At 33.1% G+C, this 19,183-nt stretch carries 18 protein-coding genes and 4 pseudogenes; 11 read left to right on the forward strand and 11 right to left on the reverse strand.

All coding sequences use genetic code 11. The annotated features are described in order from the left end of the window. Positions 1-168 precede the first annotated feature (168 nt). Together ORL93_RS25965 and ORL93_RS25970 are read left to right on the forward strand one after the other, a co-directional pair. Positions 169-603 carry a GNAT family N-acetyltransferase gene (locus tag ORL93_RS25965; RefSeq protein ID WP_033797907.1) on the forward strand — a complete coding sequence of 145 codons (435 nt, stop codon included), beginning with the start codon at positions 169-171 and terminating at the stop codon, positions 601-603. Positions 604-785: 182 nt separating this feature from the next. Next, positions 786-1,343, forward strand: coding sequence for an AAA family ATPase (locus tag ORL93_RS25970; protein ID WP_265959801.1), 558 nt, complete (start codon positions 786-788; stop codon positions 1,341-1,343). A gap of 357 nt (positions 1,344-1,700) precedes the next feature. Here ORL93_RS25970 and ORL93_RS25975 read toward each other — a convergent pair whose 3' ends face one another. After that, a complete protein-coding gene (locus ORL93_RS25975) occupies positions 1,701-2,192 on the reverse strand; it encodes a DinB family protein (protein WP_018783434.1) in 492 nt (163 codons plus the stop codon). A gap of 128 nt (positions 2,193-2,320) precedes the next feature. Beyond that, positions 2,321-2,920 (reverse strand): annotated as a pseudogene (locus tag ORL93_RS25980) (IS1595 family transposase); the annotation flags it as partial. A gap of 198 nt (positions 2,921-3,118) precedes the next feature. Here ORL93_RS25980 and ORL93_RS25985 point away from each other — a divergent pair. After that, positions 3,119-3,589 carry a DinB family protein gene (locus ORL93_RS25985; protein ID WP_265959802.1) on the forward strand — a complete coding sequence of 157 codons (471 nt, stop codon included), beginning with the start codon at positions 3,119-3,121 and terminating at the stop codon, positions 3,587-3,589. Between the two features lie 587 nt (positions 3,590-4,176). Here ORL93_RS25985 and ORL93_RS25990 read toward each other — a convergent pair. Next, positions 4,177-4,419, reverse strand: a pseudogene (locus ORL93_RS25990) (hypothetical protein). Positions 4,420-4,925: 506 nt separating this feature from the next. Between ORL93_RS25990 and ORL93_RS25995 the strand changes: the two are divergent. Then, entirely contained in the window at positions 4,926-5,291 is a 366-nt protein-coding gene (locus ORL93_RS25995) for a hypothetical protein (protein WP_265959804.1), read from the forward strand. A gap of 313 nt (positions 5,292-5,604) precedes the next feature. On the opposite strand, the gene ORL93_RS26000 is transcribed toward ORL93_RS25995, so the two are convergent. After that, positions 5,605-5,892, reverse strand: a complete 288-nt coding sequence (locus ORL93_RS26000; RefSeq protein WP_006097652.1) for a hypothetical protein — start codon at positions 5,890-5,892, stop codon at positions 5,605-5,607. Position 5,893: 1 nt separating this feature from the next. After that, a complete protein-coding gene (locus tag ORL93_RS26005; protein WP_018767649.1) occupies positions 5,894-6,715 on the reverse strand; it encodes a ParA family protein in 822 nt (273 codons plus the stop codon). 736 nt (positions 6,716-7,451) lie between these two features. Between ORL93_RS26005 and ORL93_RS26010 the strand changes: the two are divergent. Continuing rightward, positions 7,452-7,663: pseudogene (locus ORL93_RS26010) on the forward strand (glycosyltransferase family 2 protein); the annotation flags it as partial. 581 nt (positions 7,664-8,244) lie between these two features. On the opposite strand, the gene ORL93_RS26015 reads toward ORL93_RS26010, so the two are convergent. The 3 genes from ORL93_RS26015 to ORL93_RS26025 form a co-directional block, all read right to left on the reverse strand. Next, positions 8,245-8,601 carry a hypothetical protein gene (locus ORL93_RS26015; protein ID WP_098101935.1) on the reverse strand — a complete coding sequence of 119 codons (357 nt, stop codon included), beginning with the start codon at positions 8,599-8,601 and terminating at the stop codon, positions 8,245-8,247. A 20-nt stretch (positions 8,602-8,621) separates the two neighbouring features. Next, entirely contained in the window at positions 8,622-9,845 is a 1,224-nt protein-coding gene (locus tag ORL93_RS26020) for a ParM/StbA family protein (RefSeq protein WP_006096920.1), read from the reverse strand. 199 nt (positions 9,846-10,044) lie between these two features. Beyond that, positions 10,045-10,212, reverse strand: coding sequence for a hypothetical protein (locus ORL93_RS26025; protein ID WP_265959805.1), 168 nt, complete (start codon positions 10,210-10,212; stop codon positions 10,045-10,047). Positions 10,213-10,272: 60 nt separating this feature from the next. Between ORL93_RS26025 and ORL93_RS26030 the strand changes: the two genes are divergently transcribed. Further along, positions 10,273-10,851 (forward strand): DUF3967 domain-containing protein, encoded by a 579-nt coding sequence (locus tag ORL93_RS26030; protein ID WP_006096919.1) that lies wholly within the window; start codon positions 10,273-10,275, stop codon positions 10,849-10,851. 252 nt (positions 10,852-11,103) lie between these two features. Here ORL93_RS26030 and ORL93_RS26035 read toward each other — a convergent pair whose 3' ends face one another. Together ORL93_RS26035 and ORL93_RS26040 are read right to left on the reverse strand one after the other, a co-directional pair. Further along, positions 11,104-11,871 (reverse strand): MerR family transcriptional regulator, encoded by a 768-nt coding sequence (locus ORL93_RS26035; protein WP_098641496.1) that lies wholly within the window; start codon positions 11,869-11,871, stop codon positions 11,104-11,106. Then, positions 11,846-12,772, reverse strand: coding sequence for a DUF2268 domain-containing putative Zn-dependent protease (locus ORL93_RS26040; protein ID WP_098641495.1), 927 nt, complete (start codon positions 12,770-12,772; stop codon positions 11,846-11,848). Before ORL93_RS26040 ends, ORL93_RS26035 begins: the two co-directional genes overlap by 26 nt. 242 nt (positions 12,773-13,014) lie before the next feature. On the opposite strand from ORL93_RS26040, the gene ORL93_RS26045 reads away from it, so the two are divergent. After that, on the forward strand, positions 13,015-13,182 hold the full coding sequence (locus ORL93_RS26045) for a hypothetical protein (RefSeq protein ID WP_180231204.1): 168 nt from the start codon (positions 13,015-13,017) through the stop codon (positions 13,180-13,182). Positions 13,183-13,736: 554 nt separating this feature from the next. On the opposite strand, the pseudogene ORL93_RS26050 reads toward ORL93_RS26045, so the two are convergent. Beyond that, positions 13,737-14,381: pseudogene (locus ORL93_RS26050) on the reverse strand (Replicase RepFR55); the annotation flags it as partial. A gap of 4 nt (positions 14,382-14,385) precedes the next feature. Here ORL93_RS26050 and ORL93_RS26055 point away from each other — a divergent pair. The 4 genes from ORL93_RS26055 to ORL93_RS26070 all read left to right on the forward strand — a co-directional run. Next, positions 14,386-16,341, forward strand: coding sequence for a pLS20_p028 family conjugation system transmembrane protein (locus ORL93_RS26055; RefSeq protein WP_369124021.1), 1,956 nt, complete (start codon positions 14,386-14,388; stop codon positions 16,339-16,341). 96 nt (positions 16,342-16,437) lie between these two features. Beyond that, complete coding sequence (locus ORL93_RS26060) at positions 16,438-16,728, forward strand: DUF5592 family protein (RefSeq protein WP_078212175.1); 291 nt, start codon at positions 16,438-16,440, stop codon at positions 16,726-16,728. A 13-nt stretch (positions 16,729-16,741) separates the two neighbouring features. Then, positions 16,742-17,599 carry a hypothetical protein gene (locus ORL93_RS26065; protein WP_265959809.1) on the forward strand — a complete coding sequence of 286 codons (858 nt, stop codon included), beginning with the start codon at positions 16,742-16,744 and terminating at the stop codon, positions 17,597-17,599. A 9-nt stretch (positions 17,600-17,608) separates the two neighbouring features. Continuing rightward, positions 17,609-19,183, forward strand: a 1,575-nt coding sequence (locus ORL93_RS26070) for a VirB4 family type IV secretion system protein (protein ID WP_265959810.1), incomplete at its 3' end; no start/stop codon positions are given.

Consider the following 19,183-nt stretch of genomic DNA (forward strand, 5'->3'; position numbering starts at 1 on the left):
CTAACAAAAGACTCCATTTTGATTAATCTTTTTTCAAAATGGAGTCTTCTTATTTACCATATAATATGGGTTTGTCGAGCTTTTTTGATTAAACTTTATTTCAAATCAACAGGTGTCGTTTGGACGTTAAATATTGCCCCAACTATTAATTAAGAAGGTGATCTCGAAGTGATCAATATAACCTCTAACACAATTACCCCAGAGGTAAGTGAACTTTTATCATACGCCACTTCCGAAGCGAAAATTGTTAATATATATGAGAAATATGTTAAATTCTCAGATCATGTTTTATACGGATTTGAGTATGGAAAACTGATCGTCGGTTGTATAGGTATAAAGCTTTTAGGGCGAGATAAAATTGAAATAGCACACATTGCAGTTTCTCCAAATGTAAGAGGGAATCGTATTGGAAGCAAAATGATTGAGTTCATTTGTAACGAACATTCACCTAGAATTCTTTATGCTGAAACTGATAATGATGCTGTGGATTTTTATAAAAAATTTGGTTTCAAGATAACAAATCTTGGTGAGAAATATCCTGGTGTTGAGAGATTTTTATGCGAATATGAAATTACTCAACAAAAGGGCGCCATTCTTAAATAAGAAGGCGTCTTCTTCTATTGGGCCATTTAACAGCATAACTTTTTCAGGTAAACAAATTAAAAACGTTAATGTGAAATGTATTTACTGAACAACCTAAAATTTTTCAGATAGTATGAAGTTTGTGAAAAAGGGTACTTGAAATTACTGGTATAATAATAAAAAATCATTAATGGAGGAAGTCTATGAAATTTGTACTTATATTTGGTCCGCAAGCAGTTGGTAAAATGACAGTAGGGCAAGAGTTAGCTAAAGTAACTGGATTGAAACTATTTCATAACCATATGACCATTGAATTACTTGAGCCCTTATTCAGCTTTAGCCCGGAAATGTGGAGGTTGTCAACTTTATTTAGAAAAGAAATATTCAAGGCAGTGGCTGAGAGTGAACTGGAAGGTTTGATCTTTACATATGTGTGGGCTTTTGATCAACAAGAGGATTGGGACTTCGTAGACCAGACATGTGAAATCTTTGAATCCCAGGGTGCCACTATATATTTTGTGGAATTAGAAGCCGATATGGACGAGAGGCTGGAACGAAATAAAAGTCCGCATCGACTTGAGCATAAACCTACCAAAAGAAACGTTGATTGGTCGGAGAATGAACTAAGGGAATCAATGGAAAAATACAGATTGAACTCCCATAAAGGTGAAATTAAAAATGAGAACTACATAAAAATTAATAATACAAATTCGAGTGCTGCAGAAGTAGCTGAAATAGTGTCAAAAAGGTTTGAATTATAAAATCACGTGAATGATCTTCAATTATCGGGCGCTTTAATGGAGGAAATATCATAGAAATGATCAAACTTTTTTATAAAAATCTCATACTTAGTTAAAAAGAGTAACTCCATTTTGATCAATCTTTTTTTCAAAATGGAGTTTTTGTTGTTGCTGTTAAATAAAGATTGGTGACTTCATTTTTATCAAACTTTATTCCAAAGCAACACAATCTTTATTCTAAAGCTACAATTAAAGGCTTTGTTAAATAGTATTGTTGTTTTTCAGGTATAAAATATAGGAACGTCCGATTTGGACGTTCCCGTTCTTAGTCCATTAAAGCCCCCTATAATGAAATAACTGTAAAGCTAATGAAGCTTTTTAAAAGCTGCGTTTCCCTGCCCAAGCTCCTTGCATTTTACTTAGGAATACAATTTGCCCAATATGATATGCGTCGTGCAATGCTAAACTCTTCAGTTCAAGCACTAATGATCTTTCTCCAGGGATCTGTCTATACAAATCTTCTTGTTCTGATTTTGCTAGTATTTTTTCAAGTTCACGATGAACATAAAAGTACTCTTGTTTTGTTTCCTTCCAATTTTGAAACGTCTCAGTTGGTAATCGAAATGTAGATTTATTATCTTCTGCCTGTGGCTCATTCGCTGTTTCACCAAGAAATCGCACCAGAAGTCTCTTTTTATAGAAAAGTAAATGACAAACTAATTCCCAAATGGAATTCATTGCCCCCTCAACTGGTTTCCAAATTGCCTGTTCAAAAGTAATATCCTCTAGCACTTTTTCAAGTGGTGGAAACCAGTCTTCTTCATCTAAGCAGCTTGCCCATTGTTGTAACAATAGTGTCTTTACATCCATTTTCTATTCCCTCCAATTTAATCCCTTTAATAGATAATCCCTTTGGTCAAAATCCATTTGCGGCGTGTTGTAGATAGCTATTAAACTGGTCCTTTAACGGAACAATAAACGTTCTATTATTCTGAAAATTACGATAACTTTAGTTTATCATAAGTTGTGTTAACTGAGAAAGAACAACTGTCTAAAAACATTTTGGTTATCATAAAGTTATCTTTTATATGTTTGATGGTGTCTAAGAATTGGAACCAGCTCAAATAATGGTCTAGATATTTAGTCGCTACACTATTAAAACGCTTCATCCAGCTCTTTAAACGGCTGTGATAATTATTTACATTCTGGATGTGATAAATCCCTTTAAATCGCTCCCTACCATTTGCTTTCAAGCGATGATGCTCAATTCCTTTTTCTTTGGCATAAGTCATAAACACCCGCCAAGCATCCGTACACAGAACATTTTGTATTGATAGTTTGGAACCTAACGCTTCGTCCAAACTCTTTGTTATAATACGCCCTTTTCCTATTGTTTTGGAAAACGTTCTCTTTTGGCGGTCTTTGGCTACAAGAACGCATACTTGGTCCCTACTTATTCCTCTAAACTTTGAATTACCACCGCGTAACCTTGGTTTTCGACCTTGGATATTCCGTTTTCCTTTCTAGGAATAGAGGAAATAGGTTTCATCCATTTCTACTATGCCTTCGAAAAGTTCAAAATCCATCTGTTTCAATGCAAAATCAAGTGGTGTAGTTATTTCATTAAAGGGTGCTTTTCTGAAATAAGGAGAGCGTCTTTCTTCATGAAAAGGGCCAGTTTGTGGAATAAGATTAGCAGGGTAGTTAAAAAGCAGGAAGTTTACTTAAAAATGTAGAATCTCGATAGAGTTATAAGGATTTTTTTGAATCTTTAACTATTTAGGGGGGAGATTACTTTGAAACGAATTGACTTGCTTTTAAACGTACTAGATTCAACATTCGATAAAGAGAGTTGGTATGCACCGTTTAAACATGCTATAGAAGGACTTACAGCCGAACAGGCTATCTGGAAAACATCTGAAGAGGCAACTAATACCATTTGGGAGAACGTTAATCATCTCATTTATTATAAAGAGAGACTTGCTGCAAACTTAGAAGGCCGTGAATGGACACATAATCTCGACGGTGATGAAACCTTTTATCTTACCAATCAATCTAATGATGATAAGGAATGGAAGAAAGTCGTTGAACGTTCTGAAAATGCTCAACGTAATTTAAGACAGGTATTGAGTGCAATTTCCGAAAAAGAGTTTGAGCAAAATTCACTTGAGGAGAAATTACAGGACATCATGCTTCATGATGCTTATCATACAGGCCAAATTATTCAATTAAGGAAAATGCAGGGGTCATGGCCATCAAATCGTTGATTGAATGTTCTAGTTATTCCATTAAAGGGCGCGATTGTGGAGCAAACACAGATAGAAAATGATTAAACTTTTTTATAAAAAATTATTCACTAGCAACAAACAACCTAAGCATTTTGATCAAACTGTATTACAAACCAACAGTATCTTCGCTATTTTTGATAAAAAAAGTAGGGATATATAGAAATATCTACTTATGGAAATAGGGATATTTTTATATTACAGGAAAAGAGCACGGCGATGATATGTGGTAGATATAATAGAATTAACGAATAATGCCTAAACCATTGATATCAAAGGCGATTAACTAAAATGAAAATAAAGGATAATCCAGATTTTGAAGAGATAAAAAGAATGACGCTACTGGCTTATAAACAATGGAGGGGTTAATTGGCCCAGTGTTATTGTAGCTAACGAAGTACAAGGGAAATATTAAACAGTTAGCTTTAGAGATAAAACGATTGATGAAGGAATATCATGAGGAAGTTGCAGCGGTGAGAGAAAAGAAAAAGTCGCGGAGGAAGTTCTGGTGACTATATTTTTTAAAACACAAAATATAGAAATATCCCTATTTCTATGTAGGGATATTTCTATATCTCTTTTAATAATTTAAATTTACTTTTCTGTTCAAGAGTTAATTGATTTTCTACATAATGATGTATAAGTAAATCTATTATTTCATGAGCATATTTCTTATTAGTGAGCTTCATTAGTGCTCCAAGCTCTTCATGAGATTGGCTAGAAATTTTAATACTGCTCTGTTGGTTTTTAAATTCTTTTTTCTCTTACTTATTTTTAGGTGAAGAAACAGGAGTATCTTCGCTATTTTTGATAACAAAAGTAGGGATATATAGAAATAGGGATATTTATATGGTGCGGGAAAAGAACACAGCGATGATATGTGGTACATGTAATAGAATTAACGGATATTGCCTAAACCATCGATGTCAAAAGAGACTGACTACAATGAAAATGAAACTAAAAGGATACTACTGATTAGTGGCGTAGTGTTATTGTAGCCAAGTACAAGGAAAATATTAAACAGTTAGCTTTAGAGACAAAACGATTGATTAAGGTGTTAAATGACAAAAAAGCTGTTTAATTTACAATAAAGTCGTTTGAAAAATAATAAAGTTGTTTAATTCTTATTGGACTAACAGGCAGGTTAGTTGAAGAGTGTTAGTTAACTTGTGTTCAACAATTGGGCCGGATTGTTGAGAATTCCTCTCAAAGAGAGTTAGTTATTTATGTTAAAATATTGCGAGTGAAATCAGGTTCTTAACGATTTTATCAAGTATCAGGCAAAATAATTCAGTAACGAAGAAGGGACAGTACTAACATGGAAAACGTATCAAATGTAGATAAATTGGAAGCAATAAAATCTTTACAATCGACAATCAGTAAACTCGAAAATGCCTTGTCACAGATGACTCAGAAAGGCGCAAATACTACCTTAGTAAAGAAACGACTCAAAGCTGTTTGCATCGGCTTAGCAATGCTAGAAAACGTTTGGAATCAAAGGCCCCATCATTACACCCAGGAAGATTTAGAAGAAGCTCGCAATGTTCTTACTGGTTTGCTTCCATCAATTGAGAACATTTATGATAAGTCAAAGGCTGGTAGTCCCCAAAGAAAGCTTTTAGAAAGGAGAATAAAAGCGTTGAAACTAGCTATCCAAGTGATTGACAATTTTCCTAATAAATAACTTATCTAACTAAATAAAGTAACGAGTGCTTTAGTTGATTAAGAAAGGACATAACATATTAGTCATATAAAATATGTTATGTCCTTTAATTTATTTATCTTTTTTTAATTTAGGTCTTGATAATTTTTTTGTAGCAAGGCTCTTATATTTTTATATCGAAATTAAATAACTTTATTATCACTTTACATAAGGAATATCATGAGGAAGCTGCAGCGGCAAAAGAGAAGAAAAAGTCGAGGAGGAAGTTCTGGTGACGGTATTTTTTTAAACTACGAAAATATAGAAATATCCCTATTTCTTAATAGGGATATTTCTATATTTCTGTTAATAATTTAAATTTCTTTTTCTGTTCAGGAGTTAATTGATTTTCTACATAATGATGTATAAGTAAATCAATTATTTCATGAGCATATTTTTTATTAGTGAGTTTCATTAGTGCTCCAAGCTCTTCCTTAGATTGACTAGAAATTTTAATACTGCCCTGTTGGTTTTTAAATTTCTTTTTCTCCGGTGTTACAACTGAATCCTCGTTTGGGATATAAGGATCTGTTGGATTAAAATTGCTCTTTTTTCTGACTAATAATCCAGGAGTTTTTGCCATGCTATACACCAACCTTCAAACTTTCAAAAATATTGATACGAGACAATAATTCATCACTAATCTTTTCGTATAGTTCTATTACATTTAAATCATGTCTATCATTTTCAGTAATACCGTTTACATCAAACCTTTTAATACGTTCCATCTGTGGAACGATATTTTTAAATAGGTTTTCTTCACCAAAAATTTCACGAGCATTTTCCATAATGTATTCATCCACTTTACCATTATTTTTTAATAGCACTGGAAGAATACCTACAACTTCAATATCAAGATCATATTGCTCTTTTAATTTTATTAGTTGGTTAATGTAGTTTTCTGCACCTGTAAGAGAACGTTCTTGTGTTTGTAGAGTTATAAGAACATAATCAGAAGCTACAACTGCATTTTTTGTGACTTCAATTGACATAGGTGGAACATCGATAAATATGTAATCGTATTTATGTTTTATTTTCTCAAGTAATCCCTTAAAGTAGAAATCTTCTTCTGCTTCCGAAGAACAAGATTTATATAGAAATTTTGCGAAATCTTGAAAATCAACATAAGAAGGAATTAAATATAAATTTTCCATTATTTCAATTTCTAATCCATCTAAATTCCCATCTTGAATTCCTTTCATTAATGTTTTATTTAAAGTTACCTTTTCATCAGGATTAAGGATAGATTTTGTTAACATTAGAGATTTTGTTGCATTACTCTGCGGATCAAGGTCAACGAGTAAAGTTCGTTTCCCCTTTTTTGCGAATTCATAAGAGTTTAATACAGCATTAGTGGTTTTACCAACGCCCCCTTTGTAATTCCCAACAGTAATTGTAATAGCCATTTATACCACTCCATTTATTATTTGAAAAACCCATATATATCCCTATTTCTATAGTTTAGTAAAAGAATTATAGAAATAGGGAAGTATCTATTTATAGAAATAGGGATATTTCCCTATGTTATATAGAAGATTATAGCAGTGATATGTGGTACATGCAATAGAATCTGTCATTTATACCACTCCATTTATTATTTGAAAAAGTCTTTATATCCCTTTATCTCATGCCCATCAAGTTAAAAGAAGCAAATATCCCAAAATGAGAGAATTGACAACTCCAGGTGAACTGTACAAATTTTTTTGTTTGGGGTGTTATAAAAAAGAAACAACCATTTGTACTACTCAGCTATTTTTTCAAAAGATCCTCCAATATCGCTATTTTTACATTGTAAAGAAGGTTGTAGCGTTGATATTTGGAACATGTAAAAGAAACAACCATTTATACCACTCCAGTTACTTTTCAAAAACTCCCCTATATCCCATTTCTGTATGTTTAATAATAAAAAGTAGGGATATATAGAAATATCTAATTATGGAAATAGGGATATTTCTACATTGTAAAGAAGGTTATAACAATGATATGTGGTACATGCAATAGGAGCATAGAATTAATGGATAATACCTAAAGCATTGATTTCAAAAGAGACTAGTTGTCTTTCATTCTATAATTAACAACGATCATTAATAGTGTAGATTTGAAATAAAGTTTAATTGTTTATAAGACAGTTTAACCATTTATGTTGGAGGATTAGGCGCTTGCACACTTATTAGTCGAAAGGCCTTACAAGCTGGAGTTAAAATTTCCCCCCAATTAAAAATCTTTCTTTTTGGGGAGAAGATAGGCACTTTTGTATTAGAGCAGGTGCTTTAGGATTTGATTTATATATGGATACCCATCACCCTGCTTATCACATATACCGCAGTTCAGATATAAAGAGCATAGAAGTCTTTAAAAATAGTTCAATGAGTTAACCAATTCTATTGCAAAATTTTTTAACGTTAAAGAATCTGATTATAAATCAGATGGTGTTCTCTAAAAGATTTTGATTCCCCCTCCTTTGTACGAAGGTTAGCCAAAATATCGATTAAACATTAGGATACTATCTCCCTTTTTTTCTATTTCTATATTTATGATAACTAAAGTAAGGATATATAGAAATAGGGATACCTCCCTATTGTGAAGAAGGTTAAAGTAGAGATATGTGTTATATGTAATAGAATCGTTCACTAATCCTACTCCAGTTATGTTTAGAAAGTCCCCCTATATCTCTATTTCAATATTCGCGATAAAAAATAGGGATATAGGGAAATATCTAATTATAGAAATAGAGATATTTCTATATTGCAAAGAAGATTATAGCAGTGATAGAGGTGTTACATGTAATAGAATTATAGAAATAACGGACAATATCTAAACCATTGATTTCAAAAGAGAGTATTTATTTTTCATTCTATAATTAACAACGATTATTAATAGTGTGAATTTGAAATAAAAAGACCTTAGGATTATACCTAAAGGTCTTCTTTACTAATTAGAAATCAATCTCTTCGTTATCTTCTTCAGAAATACCACCAAGTACTTCCTTAGCATCAACAATTTTACCTTCTTGGAGTACAGGCTCTTCCATTTTTAAATCTTCTTGTTTCTGTATGGGAACAAATCCATTAGTAAGTAGAAGATCCAATTTATTTTCAACTGTATCTAAAAGATTTAATCTCTGTTCTACATGATCTAATTTCCGCAGTAGTTGCTCATAACGTTTTTCATTTTGTACCAGTTCAACAACAAATGCTGTTAATTGTCTACTATTAGCTTTTTCATTAAGAATTCCATATACATCTTCAGGCATATTATCAGCATGTAATGCCATTTTTCTATTTTTAGCCATTATCAGCACGTCCCTTTATTTTAGGCTAACTGTCCCTTCATTTCATCAATTACTTTTAATTCTAATGCAGTTAGATTAATTGTCCGTGAAGTTGGAGCAAATACTTCTTTGTCGCTATTTTGAATAATATCGTTCAAGAAGAAGTGATTGTTTTTAGCAGCCATTTCAGACATATGATTCAATAAAGCGAGACGGATGTATGGTTCTAAAACGGGTGCTTCGCCTCCAATATAAATGAATTTCAACACTGTATTCGTACTAGATGGGATGAATACATCAAGAATTTTAGCAACTAAAATTCTTGCATATTCTTTCAGTGCCTCTACAATTTCATTTGTAAAATCATATTCTTCACCAGTATTTTCATTCGATAGTACGTACTTTTGTACTTTATAATTATTGACTATAAATTTCTCTAATGTTCTTAGATCCTTAAAGTATTGAATCAATTTTTCTTTTCTAAAGCGTTCTAGATATCCTAAGAATGGCTCAATATCGATAACTTGGAAAGAATCTCTGTGCTTAGGTGTAGTAAGTCCTTTACCTAATCGCACAGCATCTGTAGAGCCGCCACCAATGTCAGTTAAAACTACTTCATAGTCATCAAATCTCTCAGATTCATATCGCTTTTCAATACTAATTACATTTGTATTCTGATCTTTTGAAACCATTTTATATTTTAAAGAATGTCTAGCAACTTCTGATTCATTTCTACATTTGGCTGAATTGACTCTAATAGTTAGTTCTTTCTCCATTCCTGGTGTTAACACTTTAACTTTATGTTCACCAATAAATCTTTCTTCCATTTTTTTATGAGCAATGCTAAATTTCTCTTCACGTTTTAAAAGCCAAATTGGAAGCATCATACTCATGTGTTCAATTTCAACTTCATTATCTTCTTGCTCAGCGTTAAGCGCATGATAATATGCAATTGCTCCTAAAAAGCTTACGTATGGGATAGGACTATTAATTTTATCGTGCATCTTATTTACATGTGAGTTTGCCAACTGATTATCTTCAGCTAATTGCCCAACTAAATAGAAAGACTCTTCACCTTCGATTTCAGTGGAAATTAGTAATCTATCTAGTAAATCTTCTGGTCTAGAAATACGATCAACAAGTAAATCCTCAGCTTGTTTCTTTGAAATTTTAACTACATTCGTTGCAAGTTCAATATAATAACCATCGACCATGAAATTATTAAAACTATTTCCGAAATCCGCTACTTTTCTTCCAATTTTCATTTATAATTCCTCCTTTATACATTAAGTACGACTTAAGTGCTACTTTTAATTATACTTTAACACATTTAATCAAAAATAAGAATACTTTAAATAATAAGTACGACTTGAATCGTACTTATTATTTAATTAACCTATATACTTAAAAAATTCAAAATAAACAAGGAAATACCTTCTTTCAAACGAATAAGACACATAATAGTTAGACGCCGACATGTCGGACATAAAAGATGATGAATAACAGTAAAACAACAACATGACCGGCATAAAAGATGATGAATAACAGTAAAACAACAACATGACCGGCATAAAAGATGATGAATAACAGTAAAACAACAACATGACCGACATAAATGATAATCAATAACAATGCAATGACAACATGTCGGACATCGATAACAACAAATAACGATGAGGGGAGGACGATGGAATGGATAGGGAAGAGCCTTATAGGAAAACATATTCCCTTGCAGATATAGCAAGAATGCTTGGGAAGCCACGGACAACCCTTCAGGCCTGGCGGGATCAATTCAAACCATATTTACCAACTGTCGCTGGGACGAAGGGGCGAACACTGAGATATGAACAGGAAGCATTAGAGTTGTTTAAATTAATTGCTAATATGAAAGATGCACAAGAGCCACCAGAAATAATAGAACAGATGTTAAAACAAAACGTAGATTATATTGTAGTAGAAGAGAGCGATGAAGACGACGAAATAACGAAGCCAATTATTCAAACGATGTATGAAAGTATGAAAGAGGTTTCTATATATTTTCAAGAACAAAAAGCCATGAACATGGAGCTTTTACAGCGCATAGATCATTTAGAACAAACTAATCATATGTTATTGAATAAGATTGATGAACAACAAAAGAATATTGATGGGAAAATAAATAACAGAGATCAGCAGCTATTAGAAGTGATTCGTGAAATACAAGAAACTAAGAAGTTAGTTGCCTCTAGTCAACAAGAAAAATCATGGTTCGCTAAATTATTTAAAAAATAACTTAAATAATACGTAAAAAAGTAGGGAAACTTGTATGTTTTTACAAGCTCCCCTACTTTTTTATGAATTTGATATTGTAGATTTGAAATAAAGTCGCCACGTTTCGAAAAAAGTTAAGATGGCGTCGAGAATAGAATAATTTTAGGCAACCTCATGGAGGTGTGCAGTGACAATAATGTTGTTTAAAAAGATAGTATGAAATTTTAATTAACACCATCTTTTATTTATATGTTGTATTATAAAATTATGAAATTAACGTTTCTGTTTATTGGTATAATGTACAATAGCGTTATACAAAAATTCAGCTAAGTCCTCATTACTAAATTGATTTATATAATTTTTGAATCGATTATCAAATTTATACGTATTTGCAATACATGTCAACATTTCAGAGTCACATACAATAGATTGTTCAAGATAACTTTTCCATTCTACAATTAATTTCTGTACCTCATCAGAAGAAGGGGATTGATTAATACAGGATGCAATTTTTCTAAATACTTTTTCCATGTTTAGTTCAAATTCAGAAAATAGGTTCGCTTTTTTACTAGGAGAGAGTTTTTTCAGTTTCGCCTCAAATTCTTTGTATTTTTCAGTTTCTCCATAGATGAATTTCGCTTCATGAGCATATTGTTCTTGTAATGGTGAAATGGATGAATTATTAAAAATATTTAAATTGTAGATATCCTTTCCTGATACATACTCATCCACCGTAGTAATAATTGTTTCTAAACGTTGTTTTTTTAACAATAAAGTTTGGTTATGCTTCTTTAATAATTGTTGCTGCTCTTCTCTCGTAAGTTTCAAAATATCCGCAATTTCCTTTAGGGAAAAGTCCATTTCCTTAAAAAACAAAATCGTTTGGAGTGTTGCTAAACTGTTCCTATCATAGATTCGATAACCATTTTCTGTTAAGTAAATTGGCTTTAATAAATTTATTTTATCATAATATTGTAAGGTTCTTTTTGTTATGCCTGTAATTTGGACAATATCTTTAACCGTTAATAATTGTTTCTTCATCCCAAAATCCTTTTATTTCATCTAATATTAGATTAGCAGGAGTTATTGTGGCTTCAAAGATATTTTTACCTGTTTTTTCCAAATAGTATTTAATTAAATAGTAACCACAGGCATAACCAGCAGCATAAGATATATTGACTGGCATATAGTTTTGAAGTTTTGCTAATTCATCACCATAAAGATACGGTGCAATTTTATCAAAGCCTGTTAATTGTAATTGTTCCTTGAGCACAGGTTTAATATGTCTATTAAGCATTTCCATAGTTGTTTTCGATACCCAAGGACCAAGTAGATCTTCTCCAAAAATAGAAGTAGCAAAGTTCTCTGCTAACCCTTCACTAACAATTAATTCACCTAAGGTAACAGTATAATCCCACTGAATAAATTGATATCGAACATTATGATTACATTCATGTGCTAAAGCAGCTTTCATTCGAGGTATTGTGTATTCATTTGGGACAAGTGTACACATAATATAGCCAGGGATACCTCCATCACCACTATATCCTTCATTTAACATTAACGAAGGGCTATTGGGATCCCCTAATAGAATCGTGAATAAGTAATCGGATACACGTAGGTTCACATCATGCTCTTTAAATAAATGAAGACTTTTCCTAACAGCTTCTGTACACTCAAACCAAAAAGAATCAGATGAAATCAAGTCTAATTCTGGTGTAATTTCATTTGTAATCTGAGTAGGAGAAATGCTCATTATATTATTCAATGTAATAACATCAAAACTATTTGGCTCCTCAGCTTTAAAAGGAACATGTTGAATTTTCCATTTCCCCATAAACGGAGCTAACATTTCTTGTCTGTATAGCTCAACCTTCTCCTCTTTTGGAGCTTGTGAAATTTTCCGATATATTTTATCCGAGCGTAATGATTTTATATTCATTTCTTTCACTCCTTATTTAATATAGTTAAAATTATGCACTATGACGTAGCGTTATAGTCAAGGGGGTTAACTAAAAATATAGTAGGAGGATGGGATTAGGTGTTTTTTGAAATATTAATAGGGCCCCTTCATTTGTAAGTACCTTAGCTTAGTTTGGATGTTGAACGTACTTAAAAATACCTTCAAAGCCGAATGGTGAACAACTTTATTGTAATTAATCTGTGGGCTAATCAGACTATATAATGAATGGTTGCAAAGTGACGTTAGGTGAATATAAACACGGGGATGTAATTGGTATGCGAGTGATTGTACCAGCACAAGATAATAGAAATGAATATCAAATTCTCGTCACAAATAGTAGGTTATCAAAAAAAGGGCTAGAAAAATTCTTATTTTCAATAGTGGAATAGAAAAGGGATATGTTTATGATTATATATTCGGACAAATAGCCATTATTTTTTGTTTAGATGGGGGAATATATGATTAAAAATTATTGGTACATTCAATATTAATGATCAAACTTTAATTCAAACTTACAATTATACATATAGTTTTATAAATATTATTAAAACCGTATTGCTAAATGAAGAAAATACCTATAATGTTGCTTTTTTAGGATAGAATACTATATTTATTAAGTCTTGTTTAAAAAATAAAACCATTATAAACATTAGAATCTATTTTAGAGATGCTAGGCTAAATATACCAAGCGATTCAAGATTTTATCTTAGTAAAATTCAAGGTTAATCTGTTAGTAAATAAGTGAATTTTTAGTTTTATGTAAGTGTAAATTTCATAGTAGAATAGTCTAGAAAATGAGAAAGAATCATAAGAACTGAGAGGTGTTTTGAGTTTCTTTGTGTCGAAAAAGGATAAGTTGCTTGGAGGTTATAAGAATACATGACAAAGAGCCTTGCTAATTACCGTTTTTTTGAGCAAGGCGGGGTTTTAGATGTTTTTTTAATTAGGAATTTAGAGCGCCCATTTTTTTGCTATTAAGCCAGTCTATAAGTGGAAGTTTGCTTTCGCATTTTTGTTCGTGTTCCATATTAGTTAAGGATTCTTTTACTTCGTAATCGTTACGCTCTTTTCTTTGTTTAGATTTTTCAGCGAACATTTTCATAAAATGAGCAGGATTACTTATTTCAGCTTGATTATATTCAAACCATTCAACGCATTTTTCAAAATCCCATCTTTGATAACGATCAATTTCTTTCGGCATTCTTAAGGCTATAGTATAAGCGTCCTGTTCGGTTAAATATGTTACTGGTTGACTTGTTATATAGCGATAGGCTTTTTTCTGATCTTCACTTAAATAACCATCTAAATCTTGGGATCTATCAGTAGTGTTTTTGGTATTAACATTTGGTTTTTCTATTTTTCCAAAATTTAAAATATCTATGCCATTAGATAAAATATTCTTTTCCTCATGCTTGGATTCAACAGCTTTTTTAAAGAGCCTCTTCTTTAAAAATTTAGTGAAAGTAGAACATACATCAATTGCTACAGCCCATTTCACCTTGAAATATTCAATGATTTTTAAGTAATTGTTATGTAGAGTTAAAATGTAAATTGAAGGGGCAATTTTACCATGTCTTCGTACTTTGATTGAAATTGGTGGATTTACGAACTATATTCTCCGTTCGATTGGTTGGATGATTATTTTAGGTTTATCGTATTTGGTAGATGCGTTAGAAGGAATTACAGATAAAATTTTGTTAGTCAAAACGTTATTTGCTTCAGAAGAAGTACAATCTTTTGTGCGAGACTTTCAACCTTTCTTTTATGTGTTATTTGCGTTTTCGCTCATTTATATAGGATACACTTTGATATTCAATCGGAAAACAAATCGTGAACAGATTGCGGTGAATATTTTTATCAGTATGAGTGTAATTGTGTTACTAAGTACGGCGATGATGCAAGCAGATAAATTTACAGATAAGGCAATTAAGGCAGTAGATCTCAAGGGGGCTGGAACTACAAGTGAAAAGATTATAAAAGATGGTCTTACAGATGTAGCACAGTTTGACATAGAAAAGTGGAAAACTACAAAACTGAAAGAGCCTAACAAAATTCCGCAAGAGAACATTAGACGAATTGATATTTTAGAGAAAATAGACAAGGATTTTAAAGTTGATAAAGATACAGATTTATCAGATGATGCAAAGAAAATTTTAGAAAAAAAAATGAGCATTGCACCAGATGGAAAAGAAGTACTGATAGACTTGAAAAATGGTTGGTTTGATTTTTGGCCAGATAAATATTACCGCTGGGACTGGGAGTTCTGGAAAATTGCTTCCTCATTATTTGTAATTGGTATGACATTACTATTTACAGCAATCAAACTTGGGAAATTGTGCTTTGAACTAGCTTTCAGCTACATTCTAGCAAACTTAGTTGCACCGGCAGATGTGGCAAATGGACAAAAAACAAAGCATATCTTGATGAATATTTTAAATGCATTTCTTATCATGATTATGATTTTCCTTTCATTAAAGCTCTATCTCATCGGTATGAACTATATTCATGAAAATGTAAATGGGATTACTTATGTAGTGGCATTAATTTGTTTAAGCCTTGCGGTTGTAGATGGTCCCGTTATTTGTGAACGTCTTTTTGGCATTGATGCAGGATTGAAAAATGGTTGGGGAGTCGTTGCTGGTGGATACGCACTTGGAAAAGGGCTTAGTAAAGCAACTGGTAATATCGCATCCAAAGCTGGTGGCATGCTCAAAAAGGGAGGAAGTGGAGCATTGCAAGCAGGTGCGGGTGCCGCCGGCGTCGCAAACGGATATAAAAATGCTGGAAAAACAAATGGTGGTGAACAAAAGGAGCAGAAGCAAGGAAAAGAACAACAAGGTAAAGAGAATGGAAAAGAAGGGAAAGAAAAGCAAAGCGATGCCGATGGAGGGGCAAATGGAACCGGTCATTCATCTATACAAGATGAAATGGGTCAATCAGGTTCTGGAACAGAAAAAAGTCAAGCGTCCCAAGGCGAGGCGGGTGGTGGCGCTACGTCTTTGCAAGATGAAATGAAATCGTCTGGTTTTGATAAAGAGGCTAAAAATGAAGGGCAGGGTTCTTCAGCGAATGTATCCGGCGGAACGCAATCTGGAGGTGGTGGAACATCAACAAGTGCATCAGGCGCATCAGGAAAATCTCAACCAGGTAGTAGCGGAGCACCATCAAGTACAACAGGCGGTTCTAAATCAGGTAGTAGCGGAGCGCCATCAAGTACAACAGGCGGAACTCAACCAAGCAGTAGCGGGGCGTCATCAAGCGTATCAGAACCGTCTCAACCAAGTCATAGCGGAACAACTTCAAGTGGTGAAAGCTCGTCTGGTTCATCTCGTCCGGTAGATACAGCACCAAATTCTACAGAGGATATTCCAGCACCGCAAAGAGAAAACCGTACAATTGGTCAATATGCGAAGGATCGTCTCTCTAACGCATTTCATAATTCTCCAACGGTTCAAAAGACAAGACGTTCTTATCAGCTTGGACAAAATACAGGGGAGAGTTTCCGAAACAAACGCCAAAATAAGAATGAAGGGCAAAATACAAATTAAAATCTACCCAAAAATCGTAGAAAAGATGCATAGGTTACAACACAGTAAGCATACATGGAATGCTTATTTTTTTCGCTTGAAAAGGAGGAAATGAAAATGGCAAACTATCGAATTCCAAAAGAAATACGAACGGAATTGAAAATTAACAAAGTGTTATATCTTTTTGATCTCTTGTTCATTATAGGGCTTGTGGTTTTCACTATGACGACTAAGCCCTTGGTTCATCCGATGTTACAAATTCCCTTTTATATTTTTATGTTGATTGTAGGTGTCCTTTTAATAGTTCGTCCCAATACAAACCCACAAAAGCGAATGTTTGAGGTGCTGTTTATTATGTTAGCTAGAAAACGTTCTACGTATTGTGCAATTGACCAGGAACAAGATTAAAGGAGGAAATGGCATGGCATTATTCAATGAAAAGGAAATGAATAGAGGAGTAGAAAAAAAGAGCGAAGCCAAACCGTCCCCGCAATTGCCAAAGCAAGAAAAAAAGCCAGGGGGAGTCGTGAAAATCAAAGGATTCCAGGAAAAGAAAGATGCACAACCAACGGTTGCTCCTTTGAGAGAAGAAGAAATGCCGGTAAAGAAAAAGAAGAAAAACTTGATGCAACATCTTGGAAAGAAGAAAGATGTTGTGAAAAAAACAGCGAAGATTGACGAGGATTCGGGAAGCAAAGGGAAGACGAAAAAAGAGAAAAAAAGAAAAAAATCCAAAAAGAAAGAGAAGCCACCTCATATCAAAAAGAGTATTGCTGAAGTGATTCCGATTATTGATATGACAGAATCAGGTGTCTTTGAATTTCGAGAAGAACAAGGATTTGTAGATATCTTACAGATCCAGGGTACAGATATTTATTCCATGAACGAGGAAGAATCAGAATATGCGATTTATCATCTTGCACACTATTATCAATCGTATCAAGAGTCCATCAAAATTGTATCGATGAACTTTCCGGTTTCAACAGAACGGCAACAACGTTTTCTACTTAAGAAAATTGAAACGTGCCAGAATCCGTTATATGAACGATTCCTCGTACAGAAATTGCAGGAACTACAGTATTTAGAATGGGGGCGCACAAACCGGGAATACTTTTTATTTGTGTATGGTGAGAACGAATTTGTTGTGAAAGAACGGGTGGAATCGTCAAAACGGTACTTGCAACGATGCATCCCATTGTTAGAGATGGAAGAGGAAAAGAAGATAGAAATTTTATATAAATTGCATAATCAAAATTCAAAAATTGGTACAAAAAAATAAGAAGAGGTGATGAATGTGTCTGTACTTAATTTTTTAAAGAGAAAGCAAAAGAAAGAAGAGAAAAAAGAAAAGAAACAAATCAGTAAGGAATTCGTTGCCCAAATTCAACCGCAAGGGGGAATAAAATTCCAAGAAGTATATGTTCAAGGTGGAGATGGATTACAATCTTGCATTCATGTATACGGGTATCAAACAACAGTAAATGACTTTTGGTTAGAACCTATTATGAATATGCCGAATGTCATTACAACGCTTGATATTATCAGTGATAGCCGAAAAATTGTGGTTGAATCGATTAATAAATCAATGGCAGAACAAAGCGTTCGACATGCGAACGCTAAAGATAATATTGAGCGTATTGAAGCGGAACAACAGTTTAATGAGTTAGAAACGTTATATCAACAAGTATCAAAAGGAGAGGTACTGAAGCGAGTACATTTACGCATTTATATTTCAGCGCGAACGATGGCAGAGCTAGAAAAACAAGCGAAAGAAGTCATGGAAACACTAGAATCTTATAATTTTAGAGGTGCCATATTCCTAAATGAACAAGAACATGAATGGGCATCTCTTACATCGAGTTTTGAGATGCAAAAGAAATATATCAATAAACGAAATGGCAAAGAAATACCGGCTCTTTCTTTAGCAGGAGGATTTCCATTTCACTTTACATTCCTAAATGATCCATATGGGATTTACTATGGCACGACCAAAACAAAGGGAAGTGTCATTTTTGATTTGTTCCATAAAGATAAACAACGAAAGAGTTATAACGGCGTTGTAATTGGAAAGATGGGTGTCGGCAAGTCTACCTTATTGAAAAAGATTATGAGTGATTATGCGATGAAGGGATATAAGATTCGAGGCTTTGATATTACAGGTGAGTTTGAAGATATTGTACAAGAATATAACGGGAAGCAAATCGCACTGGATGGGTCACAAGGACAAATTAATCCGCTTCAAGTGTATAAGACGGCTGAAACGGAAGAAGGTTCGTTTACCCAGCATTTATCTAAAATGAGTATCTTTTATCGCTTTATTGCGCCAGAAGCAAAAGATGATGAAATTAAGGAGTATGAGAATTTACTGCGTAAAATGTATGTAGCTAAGACATTATGGAGTGATGAATTGGGAGCTGTCAATCATATTACGAGTTTACCAGCAAATGAATATCCGATTTTCTCCGATTATTTACATTTTGTTCGTACAGAATTATATGAAGATATAAAGAAAGGAATCTACCGTTCTAATGTGAGTCCGACTCGTAAGGAACGGCTAGAACTGATTGAATTAAACCTTATTAATTTAGTAGACAATTATGGACATTTATATAACGGTATTTCCACGATAGAAGATTTCTCTAAAGAGCAAATCGTCTTTTTTTCATTGCGCCATCTCATGAGTTTAAAAGAAGAAATCTATCAAGCACAGATTTTCAGTGTGATGAACTTAATGTGGGATGAGATGCTAGAAAACGGAAAACCGCAGTGGAAAGCGTTTGATAGAAAGGAATTAAAATTTGAAGACGTAATGCGTTTTCTTATTATCATGGATGAAGCACATCATTTAATAAATACGAGTGAA

The sequence above is a fragment of the Bacillus sp. DHT2 genome, from assembly GCF_026241455.1.
Classification (GTDB): domain Bacteria; phylum Bacillota; class Bacilli; order Bacillales; family Bacillaceae_G; genus Bacillus_A; species Bacillus_A pseudomycoides.

Bases quoted from the DNA above. Each gene is read 5' to 3' on its own strand.
- ORL93_RS26000 (WP_006097652.1), bottom strand. From the start codon at position 5,892: ATGGCAAAAACTCCTGGATTATTAGTCAGAAAAAAGAGCAATTTTAAT.
- ORL93_RS25995 (WP_265959804.1), top strand. From the start codon at position 4,926: ATGGAAAACGTATCAAATGTAGATAAATTGGAAGCAATAAAATCTTTA.
- ORL93_RS25975 (WP_018783434.1), bottom strand. From the start codon at position 2,192: ATGGATGTAAAGACACTATTGTTACAACAATGGGCAAGCTGCTTAGAT.
- ORL93_RS26020 (WP_006096920.1), bottom strand. From the start codon at position 9,845: ATGAAAATTGGAAGAAAAGTAGCGGATTTCGGAAATAGTTTTAATAAT.
- ORL93_RS26040 (WP_098641495.1), bottom strand. From the start codon at position 12,772: ATGAATATAAAATCATTACGCTCGGATAAAATATATCGGAAAATTTCA.
- ORL93_RS26015 (WP_098101935.1), bottom strand. From the start codon at position 8,601: ATGGCTAAAAATAGAAAAATGGCATTACATGCTGATAATATGCCTGAA.
- ORL93_RS26005 (WP_018767649.1), bottom strand. From the start codon at position 6,715: ATGGCTATTACAATTACTGTTGGGAATTACAAAGGGGGCGTTGGTAAA.
- ORL93_RS26045 (WP_180231204.1), top strand. From the start codon at position 13,015: ATGAATGGTTGCAAAGTGACGTTAGGTGAATATAAACACGGGGATGTA.
- ORL93_RS25970 (WP_265959801.1), top strand. From the start codon at position 786: ATGAAATTTGTACTTATATTTGGTCCGCAAGCAGTTGGTAAAATGACA.
- ORL93_RS26065 (WP_265959809.1), top strand. From the start codon at position 16,742: ATGGCATTATTCAATGAAAAGGAAATGAATAGAGGAGTAGAAAAAAAG.
- ORL93_RS26035 (WP_098641496.1), bottom strand. From the start codon at position 11,871: ATGAAGAAACAATTATTAACGGTTAAAGATATTGTCCAAATTACAGGC.
- ORL93_RS26060 (WP_078212175.1), top strand. From the start codon at position 16,438: ATGGCAAACTATCGAATTCCAAAAGAAATACGAACGGAATTGAAAATT.
- ORL93_RS26030 (WP_006096919.1), top strand. From the start codon at position 10,273: ATGGATAGGGAAGAGCCTTATAGGAAAACATATTCCCTTGCAGATATA.